Origin of the sequence: Pseudoalteromonas sp. ECSMB14103 (genome assembly GCF_000813065.1) — a bacterium.
Taxonomy (GTDB): Bacteria; Pseudomonadota; Gammaproteobacteria; order Enterobacterales; family Alteromonadaceae; genus Pseudoalteromonas; species Pseudoalteromonas marina.
The window spans coordinates 22,680-47,494 of sequence record NZ_JWGY01000014.1; the positions used below are offsets into that span (position 1 = coordinate 22,680).

At 39.8% G+C, this 24,815-nt stretch carries 20 protein-coding genes; 8 read left to right on the forward strand and 12 right to left on the reverse strand.

The window, feature by feature from the left end; genetic code table 11:
- Window positions 1-75 precede the first annotated feature (75 nt).
- From thrC to RF53_RS17480, 4 genes are all read right to left on the reverse strand, one after another.
- Window positions 76-1,359, reverse strand: coding sequence for a threonine synthase (thrC, locus tag RF53_RS17465; RefSeq protein WP_039038408.1), 1,284 nt, complete (start codon window positions 1,357-1,359; stop codon window positions 76-78).
- Window positions 1,360-1,370: 11 nt separating this feature from the next.
- Window positions 1,371-2,306: a homoserine kinase gene (gene thrB, locus RF53_RS17470; RefSeq protein WP_039038409.1), complete on the reverse strand. Its 936-nt coding sequence runs from the start codon at window positions 2,304-2,306 to the stop codon at window positions 1,371-1,373.
- Window positions 2,307-2,315: 9 nt separating this feature from the next.
- A complete protein-coding gene (gene thrA, locus RF53_RS17475) occupies window positions 2,316-4,733 on the reverse strand; it encodes a bifunctional aspartate kinase/homoserine dehydrogenase I (RefSeq protein ID WP_006794276.1) in 2,418 nt (805 codons plus the stop codon).
- 228 nt (window positions 4,734-4,961) lie between these two features.
- A complete protein-coding gene (locus tag RF53_RS17480) occupies window positions 4,962-5,327 on the reverse strand; it encodes a response regulator (protein WP_006794277.1) in 366 nt (121 codons plus the stop codon).
- Between the two features lie 385 nt (window positions 5,328-5,712).
- Between RF53_RS17480 and RF53_RS17485 the strand changes: the two genes are divergently transcribed.
- Both RF53_RS17485 and rdgC read left to right on the forward strand, forming a co-directional pair.
- On the forward strand, window positions 5,713-7,479 hold the full coding sequence (locus RF53_RS17485) for an ATP-binding protein (RefSeq protein WP_010557802.1): 1,767 nt from the start codon (window positions 5,713-5,715) through the stop codon (window positions 7,477-7,479).
- An 84-nt stretch (window positions 7,480-7,563) separates the two neighbouring features.
- On the forward strand, window positions 7,564-8,481 hold the full coding sequence (gene rdgC / locus RF53_RS17490; RefSeq protein WP_039038410.1) for a recombination-associated protein RdgC: 918 nt from the start codon (window positions 7,564-7,566) through the stop codon (window positions 8,479-8,481).
- A gap of 71 nt (window positions 8,482-8,552) precedes the next feature.
- Here rdgC and RF53_RS17495 read toward each other — a convergent pair whose 3' ends face one another.
- Window positions 8,553-9,392, reverse strand: a complete 840-nt coding sequence (locus tag RF53_RS17495) for an HDOD domain-containing protein (RefSeq protein ID WP_006794280.1) — start codon at window positions 9,390-9,392, stop codon at window positions 8,553-8,555.
- A gap of 289 nt (window positions 9,393-9,681) precedes the next feature.
- Here RF53_RS17495 and RF53_RS17500 point away from each other — a divergent pair, with 289 nt between their 5' ends.
- Entirely contained in the window at window positions 9,682-11,370 is a 1,689-nt protein-coding gene (locus RF53_RS17500; RefSeq protein WP_039038411.1) for a dipeptidyl-peptidase 3 family protein, read from the forward strand.
- 41 nt (window positions 11,371-11,411) lie between these two features.
- On the opposite strand, the gene RF53_RS17505 is transcribed toward RF53_RS17500, so the two are convergent.
- Window positions 11,412-11,939 (reverse strand): fused DSP-PTPase phosphatase/NAD kinase-like protein, encoded by a 528-nt coding sequence (locus tag RF53_RS17505; protein WP_039038412.1) that lies wholly within the window; start codon window positions 11,937-11,939, stop codon window positions 11,412-11,414.
- Window positions 11,940-11,971: 32 nt separating this feature from the next.
- A complete protein-coding gene (locus RF53_RS17510; protein WP_008126549.1) occupies window positions 11,972-12,370 on the reverse strand; it encodes an HIT domain-containing protein in 399 nt (132 codons plus the stop codon).
- A gap of 113 nt (window positions 12,371-12,483) precedes the next feature.
- Between RF53_RS17510 and RF53_RS17515 the strand changes: the two genes are divergently transcribed.
- Together RF53_RS17515 and RF53_RS17520 are read left to right on the forward strand one after the other, a co-directional pair.
- A complete protein-coding gene (locus RF53_RS17515; protein ID WP_039038413.1) occupies window positions 12,484-14,709 on the forward strand; it encodes a S9 family peptidase in 2,226 nt (741 codons plus the stop codon).
- A 200-nt stretch (window positions 14,710-14,909) separates the two neighbouring features.
- Complete coding sequence (locus RF53_RS17520) at window positions 14,910-16,547, forward strand: methyl-accepting chemotaxis protein (RefSeq protein ID WP_006794285.1); 1,638 nt, start codon at window positions 14,910-14,912, stop codon at window positions 16,545-16,547.
- Window positions 16,548-16,599: 52 nt separating this feature from the next.
- Here the strand turns inward: RF53_RS17520 and RF53_RS17525 are convergent, their stop codons facing one another.
- From RF53_RS17525 to RF53_RS19540, 3 genes are all read right to left on the reverse strand, one after another.
- Entirely contained in the window at window positions 16,600-18,135 is a 1,536-nt protein-coding gene (locus RF53_RS17525) for a M17 family metallopeptidase (RefSeq protein ID WP_039038414.1), read from the reverse strand.
- A gap of 116 nt (window positions 18,136-18,251) precedes the next feature.
- Window positions 18,252-19,304 (reverse strand): DNA polymerase IV, encoded by a 1,053-nt coding sequence (gene dinB, locus RF53_RS17530; RefSeq protein ID WP_039038415.1) that lies wholly within the window; start codon window positions 19,302-19,304, stop codon window positions 18,252-18,254.
- Between the two features lie 73 nt (window positions 19,305-19,377).
- Complete coding sequence (locus tag RF53_RS19540; RefSeq protein ID WP_006793665.1) at window positions 19,378-19,554, reverse strand: hypothetical protein; 177 nt, start codon at window positions 19,552-19,554, stop codon at window positions 19,378-19,380.
- 145 nt (window positions 19,555-19,699) lie between these two features.
- Here RF53_RS19540 and RF53_RS17535 point away from each other — a divergent pair, with 145 nt between their 5' ends.
- From RF53_RS17535 to RF53_RS17545, 3 genes are all read left to right on the forward strand, one after another.
- Window positions 19,700-20,134, forward strand: a complete 435-nt coding sequence (locus tag RF53_RS17535) for an acyl-CoA thioesterase (RefSeq protein WP_039038416.1) — start codon at window positions 19,700-19,702, stop codon at window positions 20,132-20,134.
- Between the two features lie 9 nt (window positions 20,135-20,143).
- A complete protein-coding gene (locus RF53_RS17540; protein ID WP_039038417.1) occupies window positions 20,144-21,196 on the forward strand; it encodes an aldo/keto reductase in 1,053 nt (350 codons plus the stop codon).
- Between the two features lie 131 nt (window positions 21,197-21,327).
- Window positions 21,328-22,251: an ABC transporter substrate-binding protein gene (locus tag RF53_RS17545; protein WP_039038418.1), complete on the forward strand. Its 924-nt coding sequence runs from the start codon at window positions 21,328-21,330 to the stop codon at window positions 22,249-22,251.
- On the opposite strand, the gene RF53_RS17550 is transcribed toward RF53_RS17545, so the two are convergent.
- Together RF53_RS17550 and RF53_RS17555 are read right to left on the reverse strand one after the other, a co-directional pair.
- On the reverse strand, window positions 22,208-22,822 hold the full coding sequence (locus RF53_RS17550) for a fumarylacetoacetate hydrolase family protein (protein ID WP_039038419.1): 615 nt from the start codon (window positions 22,820-22,822) through the stop codon (window positions 22,208-22,210). The two genes, RF53_RS17545 and RF53_RS17550, sit on opposite strands and share 44 nt — an antisense overlap.
- Before the next feature lie 19 nt (window positions 22,823-22,841).
- Window positions 22,842-24,806, reverse strand: a complete 1,965-nt coding sequence (locus tag RF53_RS17555) for a response regulator (RefSeq protein ID WP_039038420.1) — start codon at window positions 24,804-24,806, stop codon at window positions 22,842-22,844.
- Window positions 24,807-24,815 lie beyond the last annotated feature (9 nt).

Sequence of the window (24,815 nt, forward strand, 5' to 3'; positions counted from 1 at the left end):
TTAATTAAAAAAGCTATTTCACGGTTTAAAATGTGCAAAAAAGCGGCCATAGCCGCTTTCGTGTTTACTTAATATTTAAGCTAACTTAGCCAGTATTTCTGTACGCAAAGCGTCGTAATCGGCGTTTATGTCGCTTGCAAGACATGGTTTAGCCAAAGCGTCGCTCAATGGCTTTGGCATATCAAGTTCAATATTTAGTATACCTTCTACACTTTCTTTAAACTTAGCTGGATGTGCAGTTGCTAAAAAGATGCCCGCAGCACCCGGAGCTCGGTTATTGACTAAACCTTGGTAGGCAATTGCTGTATGTGGCTCTGCAACATACCCTGTTTGATGAATATTTTTCATCACCGTTTGAGTGTTTTCTTCGTCAACACTAATTGAGTAAAAGTTGTCGTAACTAAACCAGTTGTTGTCCAACATAGTTTGCACACGTGGCCAGTTATTCGGCTTACTCACGTCCATCGCATTTGAAAGCGATTCAAGCGTTGCATTAGGCAACCAATTTTTATCAAGTATAAAACGAGGAACGGTGTCGTTTTGGTTGGTTGTTGCACTTAACTTTCCAACTGGCAACCCTATTACAGCGCCAATCATTGCAGCGCATACATTACCAAAGTTACCACTTGGTACAGAAATATGCGCTGTTGCACGCTTTTCTTTTGGCAGTTGTGCAATCGCTTCAAAGTAATAACACACCTGAGCGACTAAGCGGCTTATGTTTATTGAATTTGCTGAATTTAAGCCAAGTGTAGACTTAACTTCTTCATCTAAAAACGACTTTTTTACAAGTTCTTGGCAATCGTCAAAACTGCCATCAACCGCGTAGCAGTGAATATTGCCACCTAATGTAGTAAATAGCTTTTGCTGAGCAAGTGAAATTTTTCCTTTGGGATAAAGAATAACCACATCAATGTTTGGTTTATTGTAAAATGCATGTGCAACCGCTGCACCAGTATCACCTGATGTTGCTGTTAAAATAGTCACCTTTTCACCTTGGTTAAACTGCGCTAAGCATTCAGCCATAAAGCGCCCACCAAAATCTTTAAAGGCAAGCGTAGGACCATGAAATAGCTCCAAACAATAGGTGTTTTCTTCTACCTCGACTAACTTAACAGGAAAATTAAACGCATTTTTAACCATGTCGGCAACAGTGCTACTTGGCAACTCATCACCAATTAAATGTGATAAAATTTTGCTACTGCGCGTAACAAAATCCATATCAAGTAATGCGTCAACATCAGTCATAGGCGCTAACGATTCAGGAAAAAACACACCTTGGTTACGTCCAAGTCCTGTTTTTACTGCTTCAACAAACGACACTTTTTGTGAGTTATCTTTTAAATTATGTAATTGCATGACTTCTAATCCTATAAAACATTTAATTGACGCGTGCCGTCGTTATCTAACTTACAAATATGGCAAAAACCTTGCTCATTTATATAATTATCTTTTAACCATTTAGCGCATTGCTCGGCCGCTTCAAGTGTTTTACATACAGTAAATAAGGTAGGCCCTGCGCCTGAAATACTAACTACCTCAGCTCCAAGAGCGGGTAAACTTGCTTTCGCCTCGCTAAAACCAGTAATAAGCGGTGCACGGTAAGGTTCTGCTATTTCGTCTTTCATTATGCTTAATGCATCGTCAAAACGTGCTGTTAATAACAAGCTACTAAAAGATGATAAACGCTGCGCAAACTCAACGCTTGCATGCATGCTAAGATCTTTTGGCAAAACAGAACGCGCTTTTGCCGTATTAAGTGAAAAGCCTGGAAACGCCGCAACGTAATACCAGTTTTCATCAACCGGTAGTTCTATAGATTTATTAGGAATTAAATCGCCAGTTAGCTGCAAACCGCCCAAATAACAGGGCGTAATGTTATCGTAATGGCGTCCGCCACTTACAACTGCTTCAAAATCTGCCATCAACTCAATTAGCTGTACTTGACTTAACTGTGTTTTTGCAAATTTATCAAGCGCTGCAAATGTAGCAACCACCGAACAAGCGCTCGATCCTAATCCAGAACCAATTGGCAGGTTTTTTTTAAGCTCTAGCTTTACCGTTGGCATATCTGGGGCGACATGAGCTCTAAAGTGCACTAAACACTGATATGCTAAGTTTTCTTTCGCATCGCTTGGCAATTTATGAGCATATTCACCTGAACAAACAAACTCATCACAATGGGCTGCGCTAACAAGTGCTACATCCCCCAATAAACTACCATCAATTGGCGCAAGAGCAGCACCTAGCGCATCAAATCCAACTGCAAAATTACCAATAGATGCAGGCGCATATACTTCAATCATTTTCGACTCCTAGCGCGATAATGTTTTTAAAACGTCTGCAAATACACCTGCAGCAGTTACTTCAGAGCCAGCGCCGTAACCACGAATAACAAAAGGACGTGGTTGGTAGTATTGACTTAAAATTGCAAGCGCATTTTCACCATCGCGAATAACATTAAGCGCATGTGATGAATCAACAGCCTCAATACCTACTTTACAGTGGCCTTCTTTAATTGTGCCAACGTAACGAAGAACTTTCCCTTCACTTGCCGCTTGCTCAATACGTGCGTTAAAGTCAGCGTCTAAGCTAGGTAATTTTGCCATAAACTCATCAATACTGTCTCCTTCGGCAAACCCTTGTGGTAATACCGACTCTACTTCAATGTCGGTTAGCTCTAATTTCATACCGGCTTCACGTGCAATAATTAACAACTTACGCGCAACATCAGTTCCCGATAAATCATCACGAGGATCTGGCTCTGTAAAACCACTTTCTTTTGCTTTAATGGTTGCCTCTGACAGTGATAAACCATCTTGCAAAGCGCCAAACATGTATGACAATGAGCCCGATAAAATACCGCTAAATTCAAGTAATTCATCTCCTGCACCAAATAAAGACTGCAAATTATCGATAACAGGAAGGCCTGCACCTACGTTTGTCTCGTATAAAAACTTGCGGTTATTTTTTTGTGTAGCAGCAATCAAATCTTGGTAATACGTATATGAGCTGGTTGTTGCCTTTTTATTGGCTGCAACAACATGAAAACCCGCATTTAAAAAGTCAACATATTGCGCTGCAAGTGCATCAGACGATGTACAATCCACCAGCACAGGATTAACTAAGTGATTTTGCTTAACAAATTGCTCAACCAGTTTTAGGTCAAATGACTGCTCTGATACTGCTAATTTTTGCTGCCAATCACTAAAGGCGATACCCTCGCTATCAAGATGTAACTGACGAGAGTTAGCAACGCCGTACAAATTAAGTTTAATGTTACGCTTTTCAAGCCATGCTTGTTGGCGCTCTAATTGAGATATCAGTTCTTGCCCTACTAAGCCACACCCTAGTAAAAACACATCAATTGAAGGCACATGCGTGAAAAAGTTCTCATGGCATATTTTCACTGCGTCGTTACATAACTCACCGTCAATCACAGCTGAAATAGCACTTTCAGTAGAATCTTGTGCAATTGCCACAATATTTACTTGTGCTTGAGAAAGGGATGCAAAAAACTTAGCGGCTAAACCACGGTGTGCGCGCATGTTATCACCCACAAGCGTTACTATGGCTAAATTACGCTGTACTTGAACAGGCTCAATTAAACCTGCTTGAGATTCAAGCTCAAACGCTGTTTGTAAAGCAGTTAAAGCAAGGGCTAAGTCGCTCTCATGTACACAAAAGCTAATGCTAAATTCACAAGACGATTGCGTGATCAACACAATAGATACGTTATCGTGGGCAAGCGCATTAAAAACTTTAGAGGCCATGCCTACTTTGCCTTTCATTCCTGGACCCGAGACAGTCAGCATAGCTAAATCTTGCAGGCTTGAAATTGCTTTTACGGGCTCGTCTGATGAATAATCATTTCCGATTAGCGACCCTTGGGCATCAGGGTTATGCGTATTTTTTATTTCACACGGCACGCCAGCTTTGGCACAAGGCAAAATAGTTTTTGGGTGAAGTACTTTAGCACCAAAGTAAGAAAGTTCCATTGCCTCTTTGTATGACAAAAAGTCAACTTTAGTGGCTTTTTTGATATAACGAGGATCTGCGCTGTAAACACCATCAACATCAGTCCAAATTTGGCAAACATCTGCCTCTAAACACGCCGCTGCAATAGCCGCTGAGTAATCAGACCCATTGCGCCCCAGTGTTGTAAGCTCGCCTTTATCATTGCTTGCTGTAAAACCGGGCATAATATAAATCGTGGCTGGCTTTTCTTTTAATGCCGCTTGAAAATGCGCTTTACTTGCAACTAAATCAACTTCAGCATCAATAAAACCACCTGTTGATGCAACGCAACTTGTCGCCTCTAAATAAACCGCCTTATGTGAGTTTAATAAGCGCTGCATAAGCGACACACTCACTCGTTCGCCAAAGCTTATAACAAACGCACGCACTTGATCGGGGCAGCACTTAATTAAAGATACACCATCAAGCTTATTTTTTAGTTCTTCAAAATTTGGCCAGTGGTCAATTGGGCCATACCCTTTTTCCACGGCTGCTTTTAGCTCGTTACAACGACTCGTTAAAGCCTCCCATAAAGAGCTAAAGTCTTGGCCTTGTTCTGCCGAACTCGCTAGAGCAACTAGTGAGTCGGTCATTCCACCGGGCGCCGATAATACCAAAAGCATTTCATCTTTTAATTGTGCTTTAACTAATTGAGCTACCTGCTCAAGGCAGGCAAAGTCGGCAAGTGATGATCCACCAAATTTTAAAACGCGCATTGTTTATGTTCCTCATCCCATAAAACGAAAAAAGGCCTGTGCTCTAAGTGAACACAGGCCTTTAAATTTGTTGCACCGACCTATGCCACTATCCAGAAAGAATGGTGGTTGTAATAATAATGGTCAGTACGCGATTAATTGTTTTCATGGGGTAAGACTGCCTTAACAAAGGCTATGCTGTCAAGTGCAAATTAAAAGATAAAACAGCCTTTTTCGATATAAAAAAACCTAATGAATGCCAAATTTATGCAAAATATTGTCCATTCTTGTTTTATCTATTGGTTTATTAATAAAATCGATAGCACCTAACTGGGCTACACGTAATTTCATTTTCTCTTGTATATCAGCAGAAATTACAAGTACAAAACACTCAATCTTGTTTGTTTTTATGTATTCAAGAACGCCAACGCCGTCAATCTCAGGCATAGTTAAATCCAAGCATAACAAATCAAAGCGGTTAGTTTTCAGTAATTCAATAGCTTGTGCGCCATTTGTAGCTTGCTGAATATCTGCATCTATACACTGTTGCAAACATCTGATTACTTGTTTTCGTGCAACTGTTGAGTCATCACACACTAAAATAGAAAAATTCATATTATAAAACTACTAAATAAGCATAATTAATGTCGTTAAGAGCGGCTGTCGTTGGTAAGCTCATATCCCGGGTAATAGTACCTATATTTACAACATAATACCTGGGCTTTTTGTCCACATTTTGTAACAATCTATTATTGAATAAACTTAACAAGCCAAAAGGGATAGTTTATTATTACTTAAAAGTATAAAAAACAAACAAAAACCAGTTAATCAATAATATACAAACACTCTTAAGCAGTTAGTATGTGGCAAATAAAAGCAAAAATCAGCCCTTATTTATCATAAAATAAATCATTTATTATTTGTTTTTAAGCATTTATTGACTAAATTTTAAATAGTAGTGTAAATACTTAATTATATCTCAAGGAATTGTTGACCTCTCATGCTACAGAAAAGCCTTTCTAAAAGATTACTGACCAGTGTGTTATCGGTCTATTTTTTGCTTACCTTTGTAGTGACATGCGGGCAGGTGCTTGCTGAGTATTTAAACACTAAAGATTACATAAAAGATGAATTAGCAACCTTACAAAAAACCTTCAGCCGTAGCTTAACACGAGCTATTTGGGAGCTTAATACAAAACAAACAATCACCACCGCAGAAGGGCTACTCGCTATCCCCATGATAGAAGGGATCATAGTGCGTGATGACAGTGGTGAAGTTATTTCGCAGCTTGGTCGCTCTTTAGATATTCATAAACTTTATAGCCAGCAACTTGTCCAAGAAGAAGCCATGCTAGAAGACTCTAAATCAGGCTTGTTTGGGTATACATTCCCACTCATATTCGAATTTTCAGGACGAGCCACACAAGTCGGTGATGTTACGTTATTTTCAAGTCGAGAAGTTGTATTAAGTAGAATAATGGTTTCAATCTACTTTTTGATTGGTAATGCCATGATTAAGACTACATTTTTAATTATCTTATTTTTAATGGCCTTTAGAAAGCTACTTACCGACCCGCTTTATCAGCTCACCGAACAAATTGAAAACCTGCAACTCGATGAGCTAGAAGGGCAACACATCGAAATTGAGACCGAAGAACACAATGAGCTTAAGGTAATGGAACACTCGTTTAATAACTTAATCGATAAGGTGGTTCAGTACAGAAAAGAGCTTGAACGAACTCAAAATAAATTAATTGTTAGCAACGAGAAGTTAGACCAACATAACATACAATTAGAGCAGGATGTTGCGCGTAAAACGTCTAACTTAAGTCAAGCAATGATGGAATTACAACAGCAAAAATATGAATTAGAAAAACAAAAAATAGTATTAACAGATGAGGTAGACCTTCGCCGCAGTACCGAAAAAGAACTGATCACCAAACAAGCGGAATCTCAACGCTATATTGATGAATTAAAACTGGCTCAAGAGCGACTCGTTGGTACAGAAAAAATGGCGGCATTAGGCGGCCTCGTTGCAGGTATTACACACGACATAAACACGCCTATTGGCATCGGCGTTACTGCAGTATCATTTTTAGAAGAGCGTTTAAATAAGTTAGAAAGTGCCTATGCTGAAAAAACACTTTCCCCTAAGGCGTTGGAAGAGTTTATTAACGAAGCCAAACAAAGCACAAGCTTGCTTACAACAAATTTAGATAGAGCCTCTGACCTTATTGCAAGTTTTAAGCAAATTGCTGTAGACCAAGCCAGTGAAGCTGTGCGTACCATAAACTTTAAAGATTATGTAAATGAAGTAATTCGATCGCTTCACCCTAAATTGAAAAAAACATCGCACACTATTAATCTACAATGCCCTGATGACCTAGTATTAAATTTGCCAGCCGGCGCCATAAGCCAAATATTTACTAATCTCATTGTTAACTCACTCATTCATGGTTTTGAAGGTAAAGACAATGGTGTTATGGACATTAACATCACAAGTGACGAAACCAACCTAACCATTAACTACAAAGACAACGGCAACGGAGTCACCGCTGAGCAGCTTGAAAAATTATTCAATCCGTTTTTCACCACAAAACGAGATGAAGGTGGCAGTGGTTTGGGCACTCACATAATGTTTAATTTAGTTAAACAGACACTAAGCGGCTCAATTGAAGCGACAAGCGAGCCTGGCCAAGGACTGCACTATTTTATACAATTTCCTAAAAACATGGCTAAGCCTCTGTCTATATTCAATCAAAGCTAATTTAAATAGTCGTTAATCAGTCATTTCGAGGAACGACTTTTATTGCTATGATTGAGCAAATTTTTCAGATGGATTATCTCCCCTATGTGGTTTAGTAACCTTATTTGTTACCGCTTTAAACAAGATGTTTCGTACACACAAGAAGACTTTGATAAAGCATTAGAACAAGATCTATTTCGTCCTTGCACAGGTCAAGAGCTCTCTACGTTTGGCTGGACGAAAGCATTTGGAAAGCATAGCGAAGCACTTTCTCACTTCTCTCAAAAAAGTATTTTAGTGTGTGCTAAACGCGAAGAAAAAGTATTACCCGCATCAGTCATCAACGAATTAGTTGCCGAAAAAGTTGACCAAATCGAAGCTGAAGAAAACCGCCCCGTTAAAAAGAAAGAAAAAGACGAACTTAAAGAAAATATTCTTCACTCCCTACTTCCGCAAGCATTTAAAAAGTCGAGCTTACAATTTGCATTTATTGACCAAGAAAACGGTTGGGTTGTGGTTAATAGTGCAAGCTTTAATAAAGCTGAAGAGCTGTTAGCACTGTTACGTAAATCGTTAGGTACGCTTCCAGTTGTGCCTGCATTTGCAAATTATGACCTTGATGTATTTTTAACTGATTGGCTAACTAACTTCAGCACACCTGAAGGCTTTGCAATTGGTTCTGACGCTGAGCTTGAAGAAGCTGATGATAGTGGCGCGCAAGTTAAATTAAAAGGCCATGACTTGTCATGCGATGAAGTTAAATCACATCTTGAAAGTGGTAAACGCGTTACTAAGCTTGCACTTGATTGGCAAGAACGTGTTAAATTCATGCTTCAAAATGATGGGTCAATTAAACGTCTAAGTTATTCAGATACACTGAAAGAAGAAAACGCTGACATACCTAAAGAAGATATGGCAGTAAAACTTGATGCTGACTTCATTTTAGCATCAGAAGAAATTAAACAGTTGCTAGAAGAGCTAACCCAAGGTTTAGGTGATGCAGATGATTTAGCCAATCCATAACCGACAGTTTAATAGCAATAAAAAAGCACGATTAAATCGTGCTTTTTTATTGCGCTAAATTTAAGGCTTAATTAGCTAAACATGTCTTTTACATCTGCGAGCATTTCATTGTATTCATCGCTTGAGAACAACTGCATAGATGAAATAACACCTTTATCTATATACGTTTGTAAAGCAGCTGATTTATCAGATACCTGTAAAGTCCCCTCTAAAATAGCCCCAATTCGAATAAAATCTACATAACTTATTTGTTCTGGTTTATAGCTTGGATCTGCCCAACTTAGTGCTACATCGGAGAACTCTGCAGGAAATTCCCACGCATCCATGATTGATGAGCCAATTTTACCACTTAGTTTTTGAATGGCATGTGCTAAAAAGCTAGGATTTGCAAACACTTCAGGGTGACGCTCAGCCTCAGTTAAAATAGGCAGCACACCAATATTATAAACTAAGGCAGCTAAGGTAATTGAGTCGCGATTTAACGAGGTACGTTTATTATTTTGTAAGTAAAACTCCATTAGCGTAATGGAATGACTCGCCACAGTTAATGTTTTTTGCCACGCCTTACCCATATAGCCTTTAATAAGGTCGTTGTTAGAAACAAATAGTTGTTCCATTGCCATCGCTGTCGCTATATTTTTAATTTGGCGCAATCCAATACGGGTGACTGCTTGATGTAAGGTAGATACCTTAACCGCACGTCCCATGATTGCACTATTAGCCACTTTGATCATACGAGCAGATAACGAAGGGTCTTGTGAAATAACTTCCGACATTTGCATCAAATTAACTTCAGGATCGTCTGCAGCTTGGCGAACTTTAATCGCAACCTCAGGGAGTGTAGGTAATACAAGCGTATCGTTATTTATTCTATCAACTAATATTGTTAATAATGCATTCTCTGTAGACATAAAGCAGTCATCCTTTTTAGTTGTAATATTACTACACGCTACAACAGTTAATTTTTATAATAATGAACTTATAATCAGTATTGCCTAAGTTACCGTTAAAGTTAAGAAAATTTTATAACTTTATTTCTCTCTCTTATTTTCAACGACACTATTGCCCATACACCGCCTAATACTTGCTATTTACTGTTTAGGTTTGCTTTAATGCTGGCATAATATAGTAGCGTGCCGTCAACTAGCCTCCCAACAAGCATCTACTTATCATTAAATTAACTTTTAAATAGGCAAAATAATGATCTTAAATAAAATTAGCCAAGCCATTTTACTCTCTGGTATTGTTTTTCTGAGTGCGTGTTCAGATAAACCTTCGTCACCTGCCGAGACCACATCGCAAACACCCGTAAAAGTAATGGGGCCTGAGCTTATTAATGTTGATGAACAACGCTTAAATATATACACCGACTTTAGCTTACAAAGCGATTTATCACACTTAAGTGACAATCAAAAAGCAATGATTGCCATCCTTATAGATGCATCAAAAATAATGGATGCCTTATTTTGGAAACAAGCATTTGGTGAAGATAAAGAGACATTTTTAGCAAAGCTAACCGATCAACAAATTCGCAAATTTGCTGACATAAACTACGGCCCGTGGGATCGTTTAAATGGCGATGAAACGTTCCTTTCAGGTTATAAAGAAAAGTCATTAGGTGCGCAGTTTTACCCAGCGGATATAACTAAAGAAGAGCTTAACAACGCAGACGTTGAAGACAAAACAGGCTTATACTCAATTATCAAACGCGACGAACAAGGCAAGCTTTACAGCGTGCCTTACTCAAAAGAGTACGCAACAGAACTTGCAAAGGCAGCCGACCTTCTTCGCCAAGCCAGCAAACTTGCCGACAATAAAGAATTTGCAAATTACTTAAATCTTCGTGCGGACGCGCTGCAAAAAGATGACTTTCAGGTCTCTGATTTTGCGTGGATGGACATGAAAAATAACCCCATTGATGTTGTTATTGGACCAATTGAAACTTACGAAGATCAACTCTTTGGCTACCGTACTGCCTATGAATCTTATGTATTAATCAAAGATTTAAAGTGGAGCGAACGTCTTGCCAAGTTTGCAGCCTTTTTGCCTGAACTTCAAAAAGGTTTACCTGTTGATGACAAATACAAACACGAAGTACCTGGTTCAGATGCTGACTTAAATGCCTACGACGTTGTTTATTATGCAGGTCATTCAAATGCAGGCAGCAAAACCATTGCAATCAACTTACCTAACGATGAACAGGTACAGTTAGAAAAAGGCACGCGCCGCCTACAACTTAAAAATGCTATGCGCGCTAAATTTGATAAAATTTTAGTGCCTATTTCAGAGCAGTTAATCGTGCCTGAACAACGAAAGCACATTACCTTTGATGCTTTTTTTGCAAACACCATGTTCCATGAAGTAGCGCATGGTTTAGGTATTAAAAATACCATTACGGGTAAAGGAACGGTTCGCCAATCATTACAAGAGCACGCAAGCGCACTTGAAGAAGGTAAAGCCGACATTTTAGGTTTATACATGGTTGAGCAATTATTAAATAAAGGCGAAATCAGCGAAGGAACCATTGAAGATTACTACATTACTTTTATGGCCGGTATTTTCCGCTCAGTGCGCTTTGGCGCGTCAAGTGCACACGGTAAAGCAAATATGATTCGCTTTAACTTTTTTGCACAAGAAGGCGCATTTTCTAAAAATGAAGAAGGCTTTTACCGCGTTAATATGGAAAAAATGAGTATTGCTATGGCGAAGCTTTCTCGTCTAATTTTAACTTTGCAAGGTGACGGCGATTACCAAAAAGTCGACCAGCTGATTGCAACCCACGGTGATATTAAAGAGTCTCTCACCAAAGATTTAGAAAAACTAAGCCAAGCAAACATCCCTGTAGATGTGACCTTTAAACAAGGTAAAGACGTACTTGGTCTTAACTAAAACTAAAAGGCGTTACAGTTAACCTTGTAACGCCTTTATTTTTATTTGCTTATAACATCACGCACTTTAGATTCAAGGCTTTTCATCCCCCAACGTCTTCCTTTATCGAGTGCTTCGTCAACGCTTAATCCGTCTTCATGGGCTGATATAGCGATTAAAGCACCGACCCGATTACTACTTGCACAATGAACCAAAACTGGCTCACCGTTTAGCTTTTTAAGTAAACTGGCTAAGTTGCGGGCATTTTCTACTGTAATATCTTGCGCGCCAGAAATAGGTAATGCGTGATAATCCATACCAAGCGCCTGAACAAACTCGCCTTCATCCCAATCTTGTTCATTTGCTCCACGTAAATTTATAACGTGCTTCACATCTGCTTTAGACAATTGCTTTAATTGATCTTTACTAGGCTGCGCAGCCGAATACACAAGGTTGCTATGAGCAGCAAAGTTCTTAATATCTGCCTTTTTTACAACCTCAGTATTATTTAGCGGCTCAGTAGCTGTAACATAACCGCCCGATAGCGCAATAATAAATAAGCTAGTACTCAGGGTTTTAAGTAATTTCATATTAATCCTCACTTGTGTAAATGTTTTGGCTTTTAAAAGCGTGCTTTTATTTTTTCTATTTGTTCTTCAGTGTAAGGGACTGCCGCAAACTTACCCCATATTGGCGCAGGCCACGCTTTATCAGTTTTAAATCGTGCAATATGATGAATGTGTAATTGCGGCACCATATTCCCCAAAGCCGCGACGTTTAATTTATCTGGGTTAAAAACCTCAATAAGTAACTTACTTAGTTTTGCAGACTCTTTTAAATACACTACTTGATCGTCTTCAGATAAGTCGATGATTTCTTTTAAACCAGCTTGCCTTGGCACTAATACAAACCACGGGTATAGGCTATCGTTTAATAAAAGCACCTTGCACAGTGGCCAATCGGCTAACTCTATACAATCTCGTTTAAGTTCAACGGCCAGTTCAAAGTCGCTATCTGTCATTGTGTTTTTCCTTGTTAATCTTTAATAATTGCTACTTTATAGCATTTAGTTGCAGTTGCACACGCTTGGCTTTACCATTCAAAATAATATTTATACTGAGCTAAGGTAACCTTGTGCTAAAAAAAATAAAACACCTCTCACTCGCTGTACCACTGATTGTGGGCGCTATCAGTGTTCAAGCAAAACCTTTATCGCTAGAACGCATTTTTGATGATCCAAGCCTATCAGGTAAATCTCCCGTTCAACTTAAATTCTCACCTGATGGAAGCCGTGTAACTTACCTACAGGGTAAAACTGACGACTACAACCGCTACGATTTGTGGGAATACAACCTAGAAGATAACACTAATCGTGTATTGGTCGATTCAGCCGAATTATTTTCTGGCCCTGAAAACCTATCAGACGAAGAAAAAGCACGCCGCGAACGCCAACGTATTTTTGGCAAAGGTATTCTAGAGTACACATGGTCAACCGATGGCAAAGCACTTTTATTTCCGCTTAATGGCGATCTGTACTACTACGACTTAGCCTCAGCTAAAAGTAAAAAGCTAACTAACACAGATGCATTTGAAACCGATGCTCGCTTTTCGCCAAAAGGAAACTATGTATCGTTTATACGCGAACAAAACCTATACGCATTAGCTCTTAATTCAGGTAAAGAAATTCAATTAAGCCAAGACGGTGGCGGCGTTATTAAAAATGGTATGGCCGAATTTGTAGCGCAAGAAGAAATGAGCCGCATGACTGGCTACTGGTGGTCGGGCGATGAAACTAAAATTGCTTATACACGTGTTGATGAGTCACCTGTTAAAGAAGCTATTCGCAACGAAATATACGCTGACGAAGTAAAGCTCTTTAATCAACGTTATCCATTTACCGGTACCGACAACGTTAAAATTCAACTCGGTGTGGTTAAATTAAACGATCAACATGTTGATTGGATTGATTTAGGTAAAGACGAAGATATATACATTGCTCGCGCTAAATGGTTAAAAGACAGCAAAACACTTTCTTACCAATGGCAAAACCGTTCGCAACAAACACTCGAACTTCGCTTTTATGACTCTGAGTCTAAAAAGCAAAAAGTAGCCCTAACCGAAAACAGCGATACATGGATCAACCTACATTTTGACCTCGTTTTTTTAAAAGACAAAAAACACTTTGTGTGGGCTTCTGAGCGTGATGGATTTAAGCACCTTTATCTTTACCGCACAAATGGACAGTTAGTTCGTCAAATTACATCGGGTGACTGGGCTGTTGATAGCCTAAAAGGCATTGATGAGAAAAAAGGCATTGTGTACTTTGCTGGCAGAAAAGACACACCACTTGAAAGCCACTTATACAGCGCACCTTTATTTAAAAAAGGTGACTCTAAACGTATTACTGAAGAAGGCCAGTACCACAACGTAGTGCTAGCAAAAGATAATAAAACCTTTATTGACACAAGTTCTTCTGTTAAAGAGCCTAAGTCGGCAGCACTGCGTAAAGTTAACGGCGAATTTATTACTTGGCTTGAAGAAAACAAGCTAGATAACAGCCACCCACTTACACCTTATTTGAGCAATTTAGCAACACCTGAGTACGGCACGTTAAAAGCCGACGATGGACAAATAATGCATTACCGCTTATTCAAACCAACCAATATGAGTGCGGGTAAAAAGCACCCAGTCATTGTTAACGTATACGGCGGCCCGCATGCTCAACGCGTTACAAACAGCTGGCGCAGTAAAAATTTATACTTTCAATATATGGCGCAGCAAGGTTATGTAATTTTTCAACTTGATAACCGTGGTTCGTACAACCGTGGTAAAAAGTTTGAAGACGCTATATATAAAAACCTAGGTGACGTTGAAGTAAGCGACCAAATTAAAGGCGTTGAATTCTTACGTACACTTGACTACGTAGATGCTAAACGCATTGGTATTTACGGCCATAGCTACGGTGGCTATATGGCGCTTATGACCATGTTTAAAGCTGGTGACTACTTTACTGCCGGTGTATCAGGAGCTCCGGTAACTGATTGGGCATTATACGACACTCATTACACAGAGCGTTATTTAGGTCACCCTGATACGAATGCAAAAGGTTATGAAGCTAGCGCAGTATTTCCATATACCGATGGTCTTAAGGGACCACTAATGATTTATCACGGTATGGCAGACGACAATGTATTGTTTACTCATGCAACTAAACTATTTAAACAACTACAAGACAGTGAAAAACAGTTTGAAATGATGACCTACCCAGGTTCAAAACATAGCTTGCGCGGTAAGCAAGTTCAAACTCATTTACACCAAACTATTACAAATTTCTTTAACCGTCATTTTGATGTTAAATAACAAACAGTAACTAACTTATTGAGGCTGATTTTTAATCAGCCTTTTTTATTTAAAAAGAGTCTTAAACTCAGCCTTAGTTAAATGCCTCAAATACAGCTTTAAATTTAACCTCGAAATATAAACTAGCCCTAGATTAAACGCATATTTTTACTAAACTTATTTGGTGCACTTTTTTGTGCAAATAATTAAAGGATACGCACATGCTTAATCTTCGACGTTTTAGTATTTTTCAGCGTTTTGCTATGTTGGTTGGCATTGTTATTTTTGGCTTGATTGTATTGAGTGTTTCTAGCTTAAACAACCAATATAAAGCCCTTAAATACGAACAATACCTAAAAACACAAAATGTAGTGGAAACCGCTTATAGTATTATTGAACACTTTCACACACTTGAACAAAACAACACACTCACACAGCAGCAGGCACAAACGCAAGCAATGAATGCAATTCGTGCTTTACGCTATGACAAAACTAATTATTTTTGGATAAACAACTACCAACCAGAAATGGTAATGCACCCAATAAAACCCGCCCTTGAAGGTAAAGATTTAACTAACAATAAAGATCCAGACGGTAAAGCGTTGTTTGTTGAAATGGTTAATATTACTAAAAAAGATGGCGAAGGCTTTATTCCTTACAAGTGGCCAAAACCCGGTGAAGAACAACCCGTTGATAAAGTTGCCTTTGTAAAAGGGTTTAACCAATGGCAGTGGATAATTGGCTCAGGTGTATATTTAGATACCATAGATGCTGCTTTTTCGTCTCAACGTAACCTTATTATTTTAAACGCCGTAGTGATGATCATAGCTGTTATTGTGTTTAGTTACTTTATAGGACGTAGTGTATTACTACCAACGCGACTTGCCGCCAACATGATGAAAGATATTTCGCAGGGTGAAGGCGACTTAACCCGCACTTTAAATGAAGAAGGTAACGATGAAATTTCGAAGCTATCACATTCATTTAATTTATTTGTTTCAAAAATGCGTGAATCGTTGGTACATGTATCGCAAAGCGCAAACGATGTTAACGAACACGCCCATACCGTTGATGACTCAACAAAAACTAGCCAATCATTCATAGAACTACAAAACGACAGCTCGACACAAGTTGCAGCGGCAATGGAGCAAATGACCCATCAAATACATGATGTGAGCAGCAACGCAGAAGCCGCAGAGCAAGCCGCTAATGATGCGGCACATAACGCATCAACGGGTAAACACGTAGTCGCAGAAACAATAACCGCCATAGAAACACTCTCGGCAAACATCGAGACAGTAAGTCGTGTAACAGAAGACTTAGCAAATGAAAGTCAAAACATAGGCTCTGTACTGGATGTAATTAGAAGTATTTCTGAACAAACAAACCTACTCGCGCTTAATGCTGCGATTGAAGCCGCACGTGCTGGTGAGCATGGTCGGGGCTTTGCAGTCGTTGCCGATGAAGTACGTACGCTTGCCAGTAGAACAGGACAAAGCACTGACGAAATTCAATCAATGATCAGTAAACTACAAGAAGGCACCCGAGCGGCTGTAGACGCAGTTAAAGCCAGCCAAACGCTTTCTGTATCAACCGTTGAACAGGCATCCTCTGCAAATAACTCACTCAATGAAATTGAACGACTCGTATCTGTTATCACTGAAATGAACAGCCAAATTGCACGTGCAACAGAGCAGCAAACTCAAGCTGCAGATGAGGTGAACCTGCGCATAAACGATTTATCTCAATCAACTGAGCAATCGTTAGATAATACCAAGCAGCTCAATAGTGCCAGTGACAAGCTCAAACAAAGTAGTACCGAACTTTCATCTATTGTTAATCGATTCAAATTAAACTAAGTAAAAAAAAAGCCCTGTTGAACAGGGCTTTTTCATTTAAGTAGTTAACTGTTTATAAGCAGTAACAGGCAAATAAACTAGCAACAGATGCGGCTGTTGGTTTGCCATGTTGCCAATCACCACCTTCAACACCACTACCGGCAATATCCATATGCACGTATGGCAACGGCTGTGTAGAGTCTGTTCCGTGCTTGTCTAACCCGCCAACAACAGCTAAAAACGCCATAGGGAATTGGTGACCACGTGCCGTTACTGCAGAAGCTGCGTTGTTACTTGAAAGCACATCATCCGCCAACGTACGTGGCTTTATAAAGTCGTAATCTTCACGGCGCGATCGCGATACTTCTGCACCATCAGCCCATAAATCGCCAAAATCAGCAATTTGGCGCGAAACTTTAGCAAGCCTTGCTGGGCCATTTTCTACATAGGCACCATAAGGGCCCATTGCCCGTGCGGCATGACCTGTAAGCGTTGCAACGGTAAATAATGTAGGGTTAACCTCTGTTTTAGCTAAATCTTTCATTTCGCTTAGTAGATCACCCATTGCCAAGCGCCCTTCAGCATCCGTGTTACCAATACGTACGCGCACACCTTCACGGCTTGTAATTATCTCATCTGGTACAAAACAGTCAGACCCAATTGAATTACGCACAACCGCTAGGTAAGCAATAACCTTCACACCTTCTGGTTGGTATTCAGCCACGGCTTTCATAAACCCTGCAACCGAGGCAGCACCGCCTTTGTCACGGCTCATACCCGCCATATAACCACCCACTTTTAGATCTGCACCGCCGGTATCGTAAACTAGGCCTTTACCAACAAACATAAGAGTACGGGTAACTTCGCCCTCAGGCACATACTCAAGCTTCACAACTCTAGGATGATGACGCTCAACCGCATAAGATGCACGCGCAACCGTACTTAACATGGGGTAATGTTTATCAATAGCCGTAATATCATCTATTACATCAACGGCTATATTTGTGCCTTTAAATAAATCAACACAATAATCAGCAAAGCGTAGTGGCGCCATGCGCTCAGGCTCGGTACCACATAAATCACGAGCAGCATACTGGCCAGCCGCAATAGCATTAACAGCTTTAACTGTTTGTGAACTGGCATTAATTAACCCAATAGTGGCTATCGGCTCAATCTCTTCGCCGTGGTACTCACGCGCTTCTAAAGGCTGCCAAAGTGCTTGGCACATACCTAAAAATGAAACTTCTAACGCATGCTGATAACGGCTATCGCCTGACAAACTTGGTAAAAACAAGGCTGGATTAACACTACCTGATAACTTGGCTTCATTGATTGCCAGTTTAGCGGCATCAAAATAACGACGAACATCGTCGTAGTCTCTATTTAGCGGCCCCGTTGGCGCTAAAATTACACGCTTATTTTCAATAACAAGTAAGGTTACCTGCTTGCCAATGCGCGCATCAATTTTTGACTGAGCTAAAACGGCATCGCGAAGAGAATTATTAGGTAATTTAGAAAAGTCATCACTTATGATGATCAGTGCGTCATGTGATGCACATTCAAGACTAGCGCTTGTTAATTGGGCTAACACAGCTTTAGGGTATGCCATAAATACAGATCCTGTTAAAAACATAGACCTTTATTATCGTCGATTTGTATATTGAAGACCAGTAAGATGCGATAAGCGTTTAATTTATCTAAAACGCTTTGTAAAAGCGTCACGCATCAATCCAAAATACTCAGTTGTAAGTTATGCTCAGGCTGGCTTTTAATACCGACGCCAATACCTAATAACCTAACAGGTTGCTGCAAACCACGTTGATACGCTTTAGTGAGTAACTGAACAAAAATTTCGGTATTTAATTGATGATAAGCCTGATCGGCTGAGGTCACCACAAAATTAGCAAACTTCACTTTTACACTTAATTTATTAATACGATTTTGTAATTGTTGCTTATCAAGCCTACGCGTTAATTCATCTATTAAGCTAGGGATCTGATCCAAGCATTCTTGCAGACTGGTTTTATTGTATTCGTAGGTATGCTCAACGCTTAAAGACTTACGTATTCGCTCGGTTGAAACGCTACCAATGTATTCTCCCGCACATTTTTGATAAAGCGACACACCAAAATTACCAACGTGTTGCTGCATCCAGTTCACCCCTTTTTCACGCACATCTTTCCCTGTATAAAGCCCTTTAAGATTTAATCTCTCTAATGTCACTTTACCCACACCGGGAATTTTTCCTAGCGGCAGCTGTTCTAAAAATGGGTCAACCTCATCAGGCAGTACAACAAATTGGCCATTTGGCTTATTTTCGTCACTGGCTATTTTGGCAATAAATTTAACTGGGGCCACACCAGCAGAAGCGGTTAGCCCTGTTGCGTTGTATATATCAGCTCTTATTTGCTGAGCAATGAGTGTCGCACTGCCTTTACATGCTTGGCTGTCAGTAACATCAAGGTAGGCTTCGTCAAGAGAAAGTGGCTCTACAAGGTGGGTGTAACGACTAAACACCTCGCGTATTTGGCTCGATATTTCTTTATAAACAGCCATACGTCCGGGCACAATAACCAAATCGGGACATAATTGCTTAGCATGGTAATTAGACATCGCAGAGCGCACGCCGAACTCTCTGGCTATATAGTTAGCGGTAGATAACACGCCACGCCGACTGTTGCCGCCAATAGCAAGCGGTACATTTGCGAGCTTTGGGTTGTCTCGCATTTCTACCGCCGCATAAAAGCAGTCCATATCTATGTGTATAAACTTTTTCATCACCACAATAAAGACTGTTTATTTATACAGTCATTATTATGTAATCCCTATTTATAATCAAGCTCAGTGGCAATTAAAAAAGACGTTTAGTGCTTTCTTGCTCTTTCATACTTCGTAGCCAAAGCAAAACTTCAAAAAAGAACCCTGCCAAAATAAGAATAATAGCACCAGAGGCGTTACCCATTGCATAACAGGTAAACGACGCTATAAAAACTAAACTAGCTAATAACCAATTAATTATATTTTGCATGTGTGTGCTCCTGTGTGTGTTTTTTAACTGTATACCAAAATCAATTGGTTACAAAGTTTTTTAAAACCACCTAATTATAAATTCCCTTGAGCTCACTAGTTCATATTGATAATCTAAGTGCTTTAAAGTTAAGAGCTATAAGTACATGCAAAGGTTCAAAGATAATCACCCTATTCATACCGACATCACTGTAGCATGGGCCGACATGGATGCCCTTCAGCACGTTAACAACGTGGTATACCTGCGTTATTTTGAAATAGCCCGAATAGACTTTTTAAATAAACTAAACTTATTCGACACCATTAAACCCGGTGGAGTTGGCCCTGTTATAAGTGAAAATACTATTCGCTATAAACGCCCTGTTACCTTTCCCGACACTCTAACTGTTGGGGTCACTATTTCAGATATTAAAACCGACCGGTTTGTAATGAATTACAGTGTATTTAGTCACGCACAAGGTGCGATAACCACCACGGGCACATCAAAAGTAGTGATGTTTGATTTTAAAACGGGTGCAAAAGCCCCCATTACAGAACCACTTTTATCAGCCTTACTAAAATACGCACAAGACGAGTCATAAGGAATTCCTATGCAATACAGCCCACTTGGTAGCAGCGGGGTTAACGTTTCAAGAGTCTGTCTAGGCAGTATGACTTGGGGCGTTCAAAACACTCAACGCGACGCAGACGATCAAATAGCCTATGCATTAGAGCGTGGCGTAAATTTTATTGATACAGCTGAAATGTATGCCGTACCTCCCTCGCCTGAAACCTACGGTAAAACAGAGCAAATTATTGGCGACTGGCTTTCTCGTAATCAACAAAAACGAAGCGACATAGTACTGGCAACAAAAGTAGCGGGTAATGGCCTATCGTGGGTACGAGAGGGTGGCGATATAACCCGCCAAGCAGTTATAGAGGCGGTTGATAATTCCCTTAAGCGCTTGCAAACCGATTATATTGATTTGTACCAATTACATTGGCCTAATCGTTCAACACCGCATTTTGCAAGACAGTGGCCAGGAATACTTAAATTTAGTGATGTAGATACACAAGCTCACCAAGCTGGCATGCTTGATATTTTAGAAGGCCTTAACGACTGTGTTAAAGCGGGCAAAATTAAACATTGCGGACTTTCTGATGATACACCTTGGGGGATCAGCCAATTTGTAAGTTTGGCAAAAGAGCACAACTTGCCACGCATGGTGTCGATTCAAAATGAATTTAGCTTAGCTCATGCTAAAGATTGGCCTTATTTGATTGAGCAATGTGTACATGAAGATATTGCTTACCTGCCTTGGTCGCCTTTAGCAGCCGGTTTGCTAACAGGTAAATACCTAGAGGGTGCTCGTCCTAAAGGCTCGCGGTGGAGCTTCGCACAACGTAATGGTATTTTTAGAGATACCCCTAATGCCCAACAAGCAACCAAGTTATATGCAGAGCTTGCACATGCAAACAATATGACGCCAGCACAACTTGCTCTTGCGTGGTGTAATCAGGTGGATGGAGTAACGTCTTCTATAATTGGCGCCACGACTATGGCGCAGTTAAAAGAGGACATAGACGCTTTTAATATCACTTTAAACGACGAAACCTTAACGAGCATAGGGACTATTTTCAAAAACTATCCTATGCCTTACTAACTTTAGTTTTTTAAAAGGTATAAAAGCAGGTAAATCACTACCTGCTTTTTTAACTAATAAAAAATGATTGTTTATTATTGTTAATTACTATCTATACTAAAAAGTATTACTTTTTAAAGAAAGTTTATGCAATGGTAAAATGCGTATTAATAATTAGTTTGTTATTCTCATCGTTCACAGCACTTGGCAAAACTAAGCAAGCAGAGGCCATTAAAGAAATAATTTGGCTACAAAGTTACACACCTCCTTTTCACATAACTAAAAGCGATAAAGCGCCACAAGGTGGGCTTTGTGACAACCTAACAGAGCAACTAATTAATACAATTACTGATGTAAAGCATACACGGCTTGTTGTGCCACAGCAGCGTATAAATAAATATTTAAATGAAGGTAAAAATGTATGCTTTCCATGTGTTATCTACAAAGAAAAAAGTAGTGATATATTCAAGTTTTCAAAGCCTACAACGGTATACCCGCCATTTTCCATATTAACAACCACAGAATTAGCCCCTAAATTGACCAAAAAACACGGCTCACCTATTAGCTTAATGAATTTATTAGCTGATCAGCATTACGTTTATGGCCAAGCCGCGGCGCGTAAATTTTCAAATAGAATTGACACACTTATAAAAAATATCATGCATGATAATAGCTCGTCATTTAGTTGGAGTAGCGAAAACGAAAGCCAAGCAGTGATTGCGCGCTTAAGCCGTGGCTTTTTAGACTACTCTATTGATTACCCATTTATGGCTGACTACTTTAATAAACAAGGAAGGTTTAACAACATAACCAGTATCCCTTTGGCTGAAGAGGAGACTGGCTTTATACGTGGTGCCATAGGCTGTGCTGTAAAAGCAAAAAATAACTTTGCAACCCAAGCAATAAAAAAGATTAACAATGCATTAAAAACAACCATTTTACAGTCACCTGAGTACATAAAAAGTCAGCATACTTTTTTAAACTCTAGTTTTGCTGACTTTAACAAACACTATCAACAGCAGGTTATTAACTTTAAGTTACCTGCCACTGATGCTCAATCAAACACTGTTCATTAGCGTATAGAGCAACAGAAAAAGTACTGTTTTCAGCCACTTCACCAACACCTGAAGGCGTACCAGTCATGACTACGTCACCATCGTCTAAGCTCATAAACTCGCTGATTTCTTGTAAAATAGCCTCTGGTTTATTTAGCATAAAGTGAGTATCACCTTGCTGAATAACTGCACCGTTAATTTTTAACTCAAACGTAAAGTCGTGTGCGCTGCCACTTAATGCAACAAACTCACTAAAAACAACAGAGCCATCAAACGCCTTTGCGCGCTCCCATGGTAATCCTTTATTTTTTAGTTTACTTTGTACGGTGCGTTTTGTTAAATCAAGCCCAAGACCAACACCTACAAACTTTCTGTTTTTTACTACAAAGCATAACTCTGTCTCGTAGTGCAAAACATCGCCATTGTGCTGAGCTCTTAGCGTGTGTGTAATTGCGCTGTTAGGTTTATTAAATAACACCATTTCATCGGGAGTTTCGTTATTTAACTCTGCAATGTGGGCCGTATAATTCCTGCCAACGCAGACGACTTTTGAAGGCGTTAATCTTTCAGAGTCTAGTGTTATAAACTGCATATAATTTAAACCTCACGCTTTAACTTATAAGTGTTTCTAATAAACCTAAATTAATAGGTTTTAATAAAACACGATCAATATTTAAATCTTTTATCTCTGTAGGATCCGGTTCCGCACCACTTACAATAACTAATCGCAGCTCAGGGTATCGTTCGTTAACCTGCTCACCTAAGTCAATTCCGCTGCCATCTGGTAAATGCATATCTAACAATACTTTATCAAATTGCTGATCGTGGTTAAGTATTTGCAAACACTGCGCACAGCTTGACGCTATAACCGTCTCTACTCCTAAGCTTTCTAAAAGCAACTGGGTTATTTGTGCAGCATCGTCATCATCTTCTACCAATAAAAAGCGCTGCCTTTTTTCATTTAGCGCTTTGACTTGAATATCTTTTGCCTGAGGCGCATTTTCAGGCGAAACTAAGTAATCCTGAAGGCATTGATATAGCGCACTGCTGTCAACTGGTTTTGGTATTACATCATTAAAACCAAGTGCTGCAAGCTCTTCATGTATCCCTTTCATGGTTGCTGCAGTAAGCGCTATTATTGGTCCTTTGTAGCCCATTTTTCTAAGCTCAATGGTTGCTTCTTTACCACCCATTATTGGCATATGAATATCAATAAAAATAATATCGTATGGCGCTTTATAGGCGTCGGCTATACGCACTTTTTCAAGCGCTTGCTGGCCATGCTCTGCGTAGTCTACTCGCGCACCGCAGCTACTGATCATATGCCCTACCAGCATTCGTAGGTCGCGCAAATCATCAACAACCAGTACTCGCCCGTGTACTTTACTGGGTGTTAATTTACTTTGTAGCTGTGGGGCACTGCTAAAGTTGAGCACTTGTCGCTCAACACCACTTATATCACCTGGGTATACCGAAATAGTAAAGGTAGAGCCTTTGCCTATTTCTGAATGCAAACTTATATTGCCCTGCATACGAGACAATAGCTCGGCACATATTGCCAAGCCCAAACCTGCACCGCCAACTGAACGCGACTCTACATCGGCTATTTGTTCAAATGGTTTAAAAATAAGTTGCTGCTTTTCAGGGGCAATACCCATGCCTGAATCTTTAATGCTAAAAAAGAGCATCTCTGTGCCGTCAACATGCTGCGTCCAAGCCTTAACAACTATCTCGCCTTTATCTGTAAACTTAACGGCGTTATTAATTAAATTTATTAGTATTTGACGAACACGCGTCGCATCAAGGCGGGCAACTAGCGGGAGCGCTTGGTCCGATTCAAACTTAAGTGCTAACCCTTTATCAAGCACTGATACACGCATTAACGTGTATACATCTGCAAGCATGCTATCGAGGTTTACTTCACTGGGTGTGAGCTCTAGTTTATCTGCGGCTATTTTTGATAAGTCTAATACGTCATTAAGCAGGCTAAGTAAGTGTTTACCATTTCTGTAAATAACCCCTAACTCGTTTTCGGCTTGTTGACTAAAGTCGCTTTGCATTAACAATTCTGTGTAACCTAAAATTGATGAAAGCGGTGTACGTAACTCGTGGCTTAAATGTGCTAAAAAACGGTCTTTTGAGCGGTTTTCAGCTTCCGCTTTTAAGCGCTCTACGCGCTCCCCCTCTACATCTTTTCGGGCAAGGGCGTAACGAATTGCACGGGCAAAACGGCTTGAGCTCATTTCTCCTTTAATCAAGTAATCAACAGCTCCAGCGTCAAGTGCCGCAGAATCTAGTTCATCATCCGATTGCCCCGTAAGCATAATAATAGGCCCGCTAAAGCCATTAGCTATCGCTTCTTTTAAAACATCGAGCCCATTAGATGCCCCAAGGCGGTAATCAAGCAAACAAATATCGTGCTCGTTTTTACTTAGCGTTTCTATTGCTTGCTCTGGAGAGCTTACCCATTGAACGTTAAACGTATGTGAGTCTAATTGCTCCAAATAGTCGCAGGTGAGTATGTAATCATCTTCATCGTCTTCTACAAGTAGCAACTGAGTCACTTTATCTAACATACTATCTCC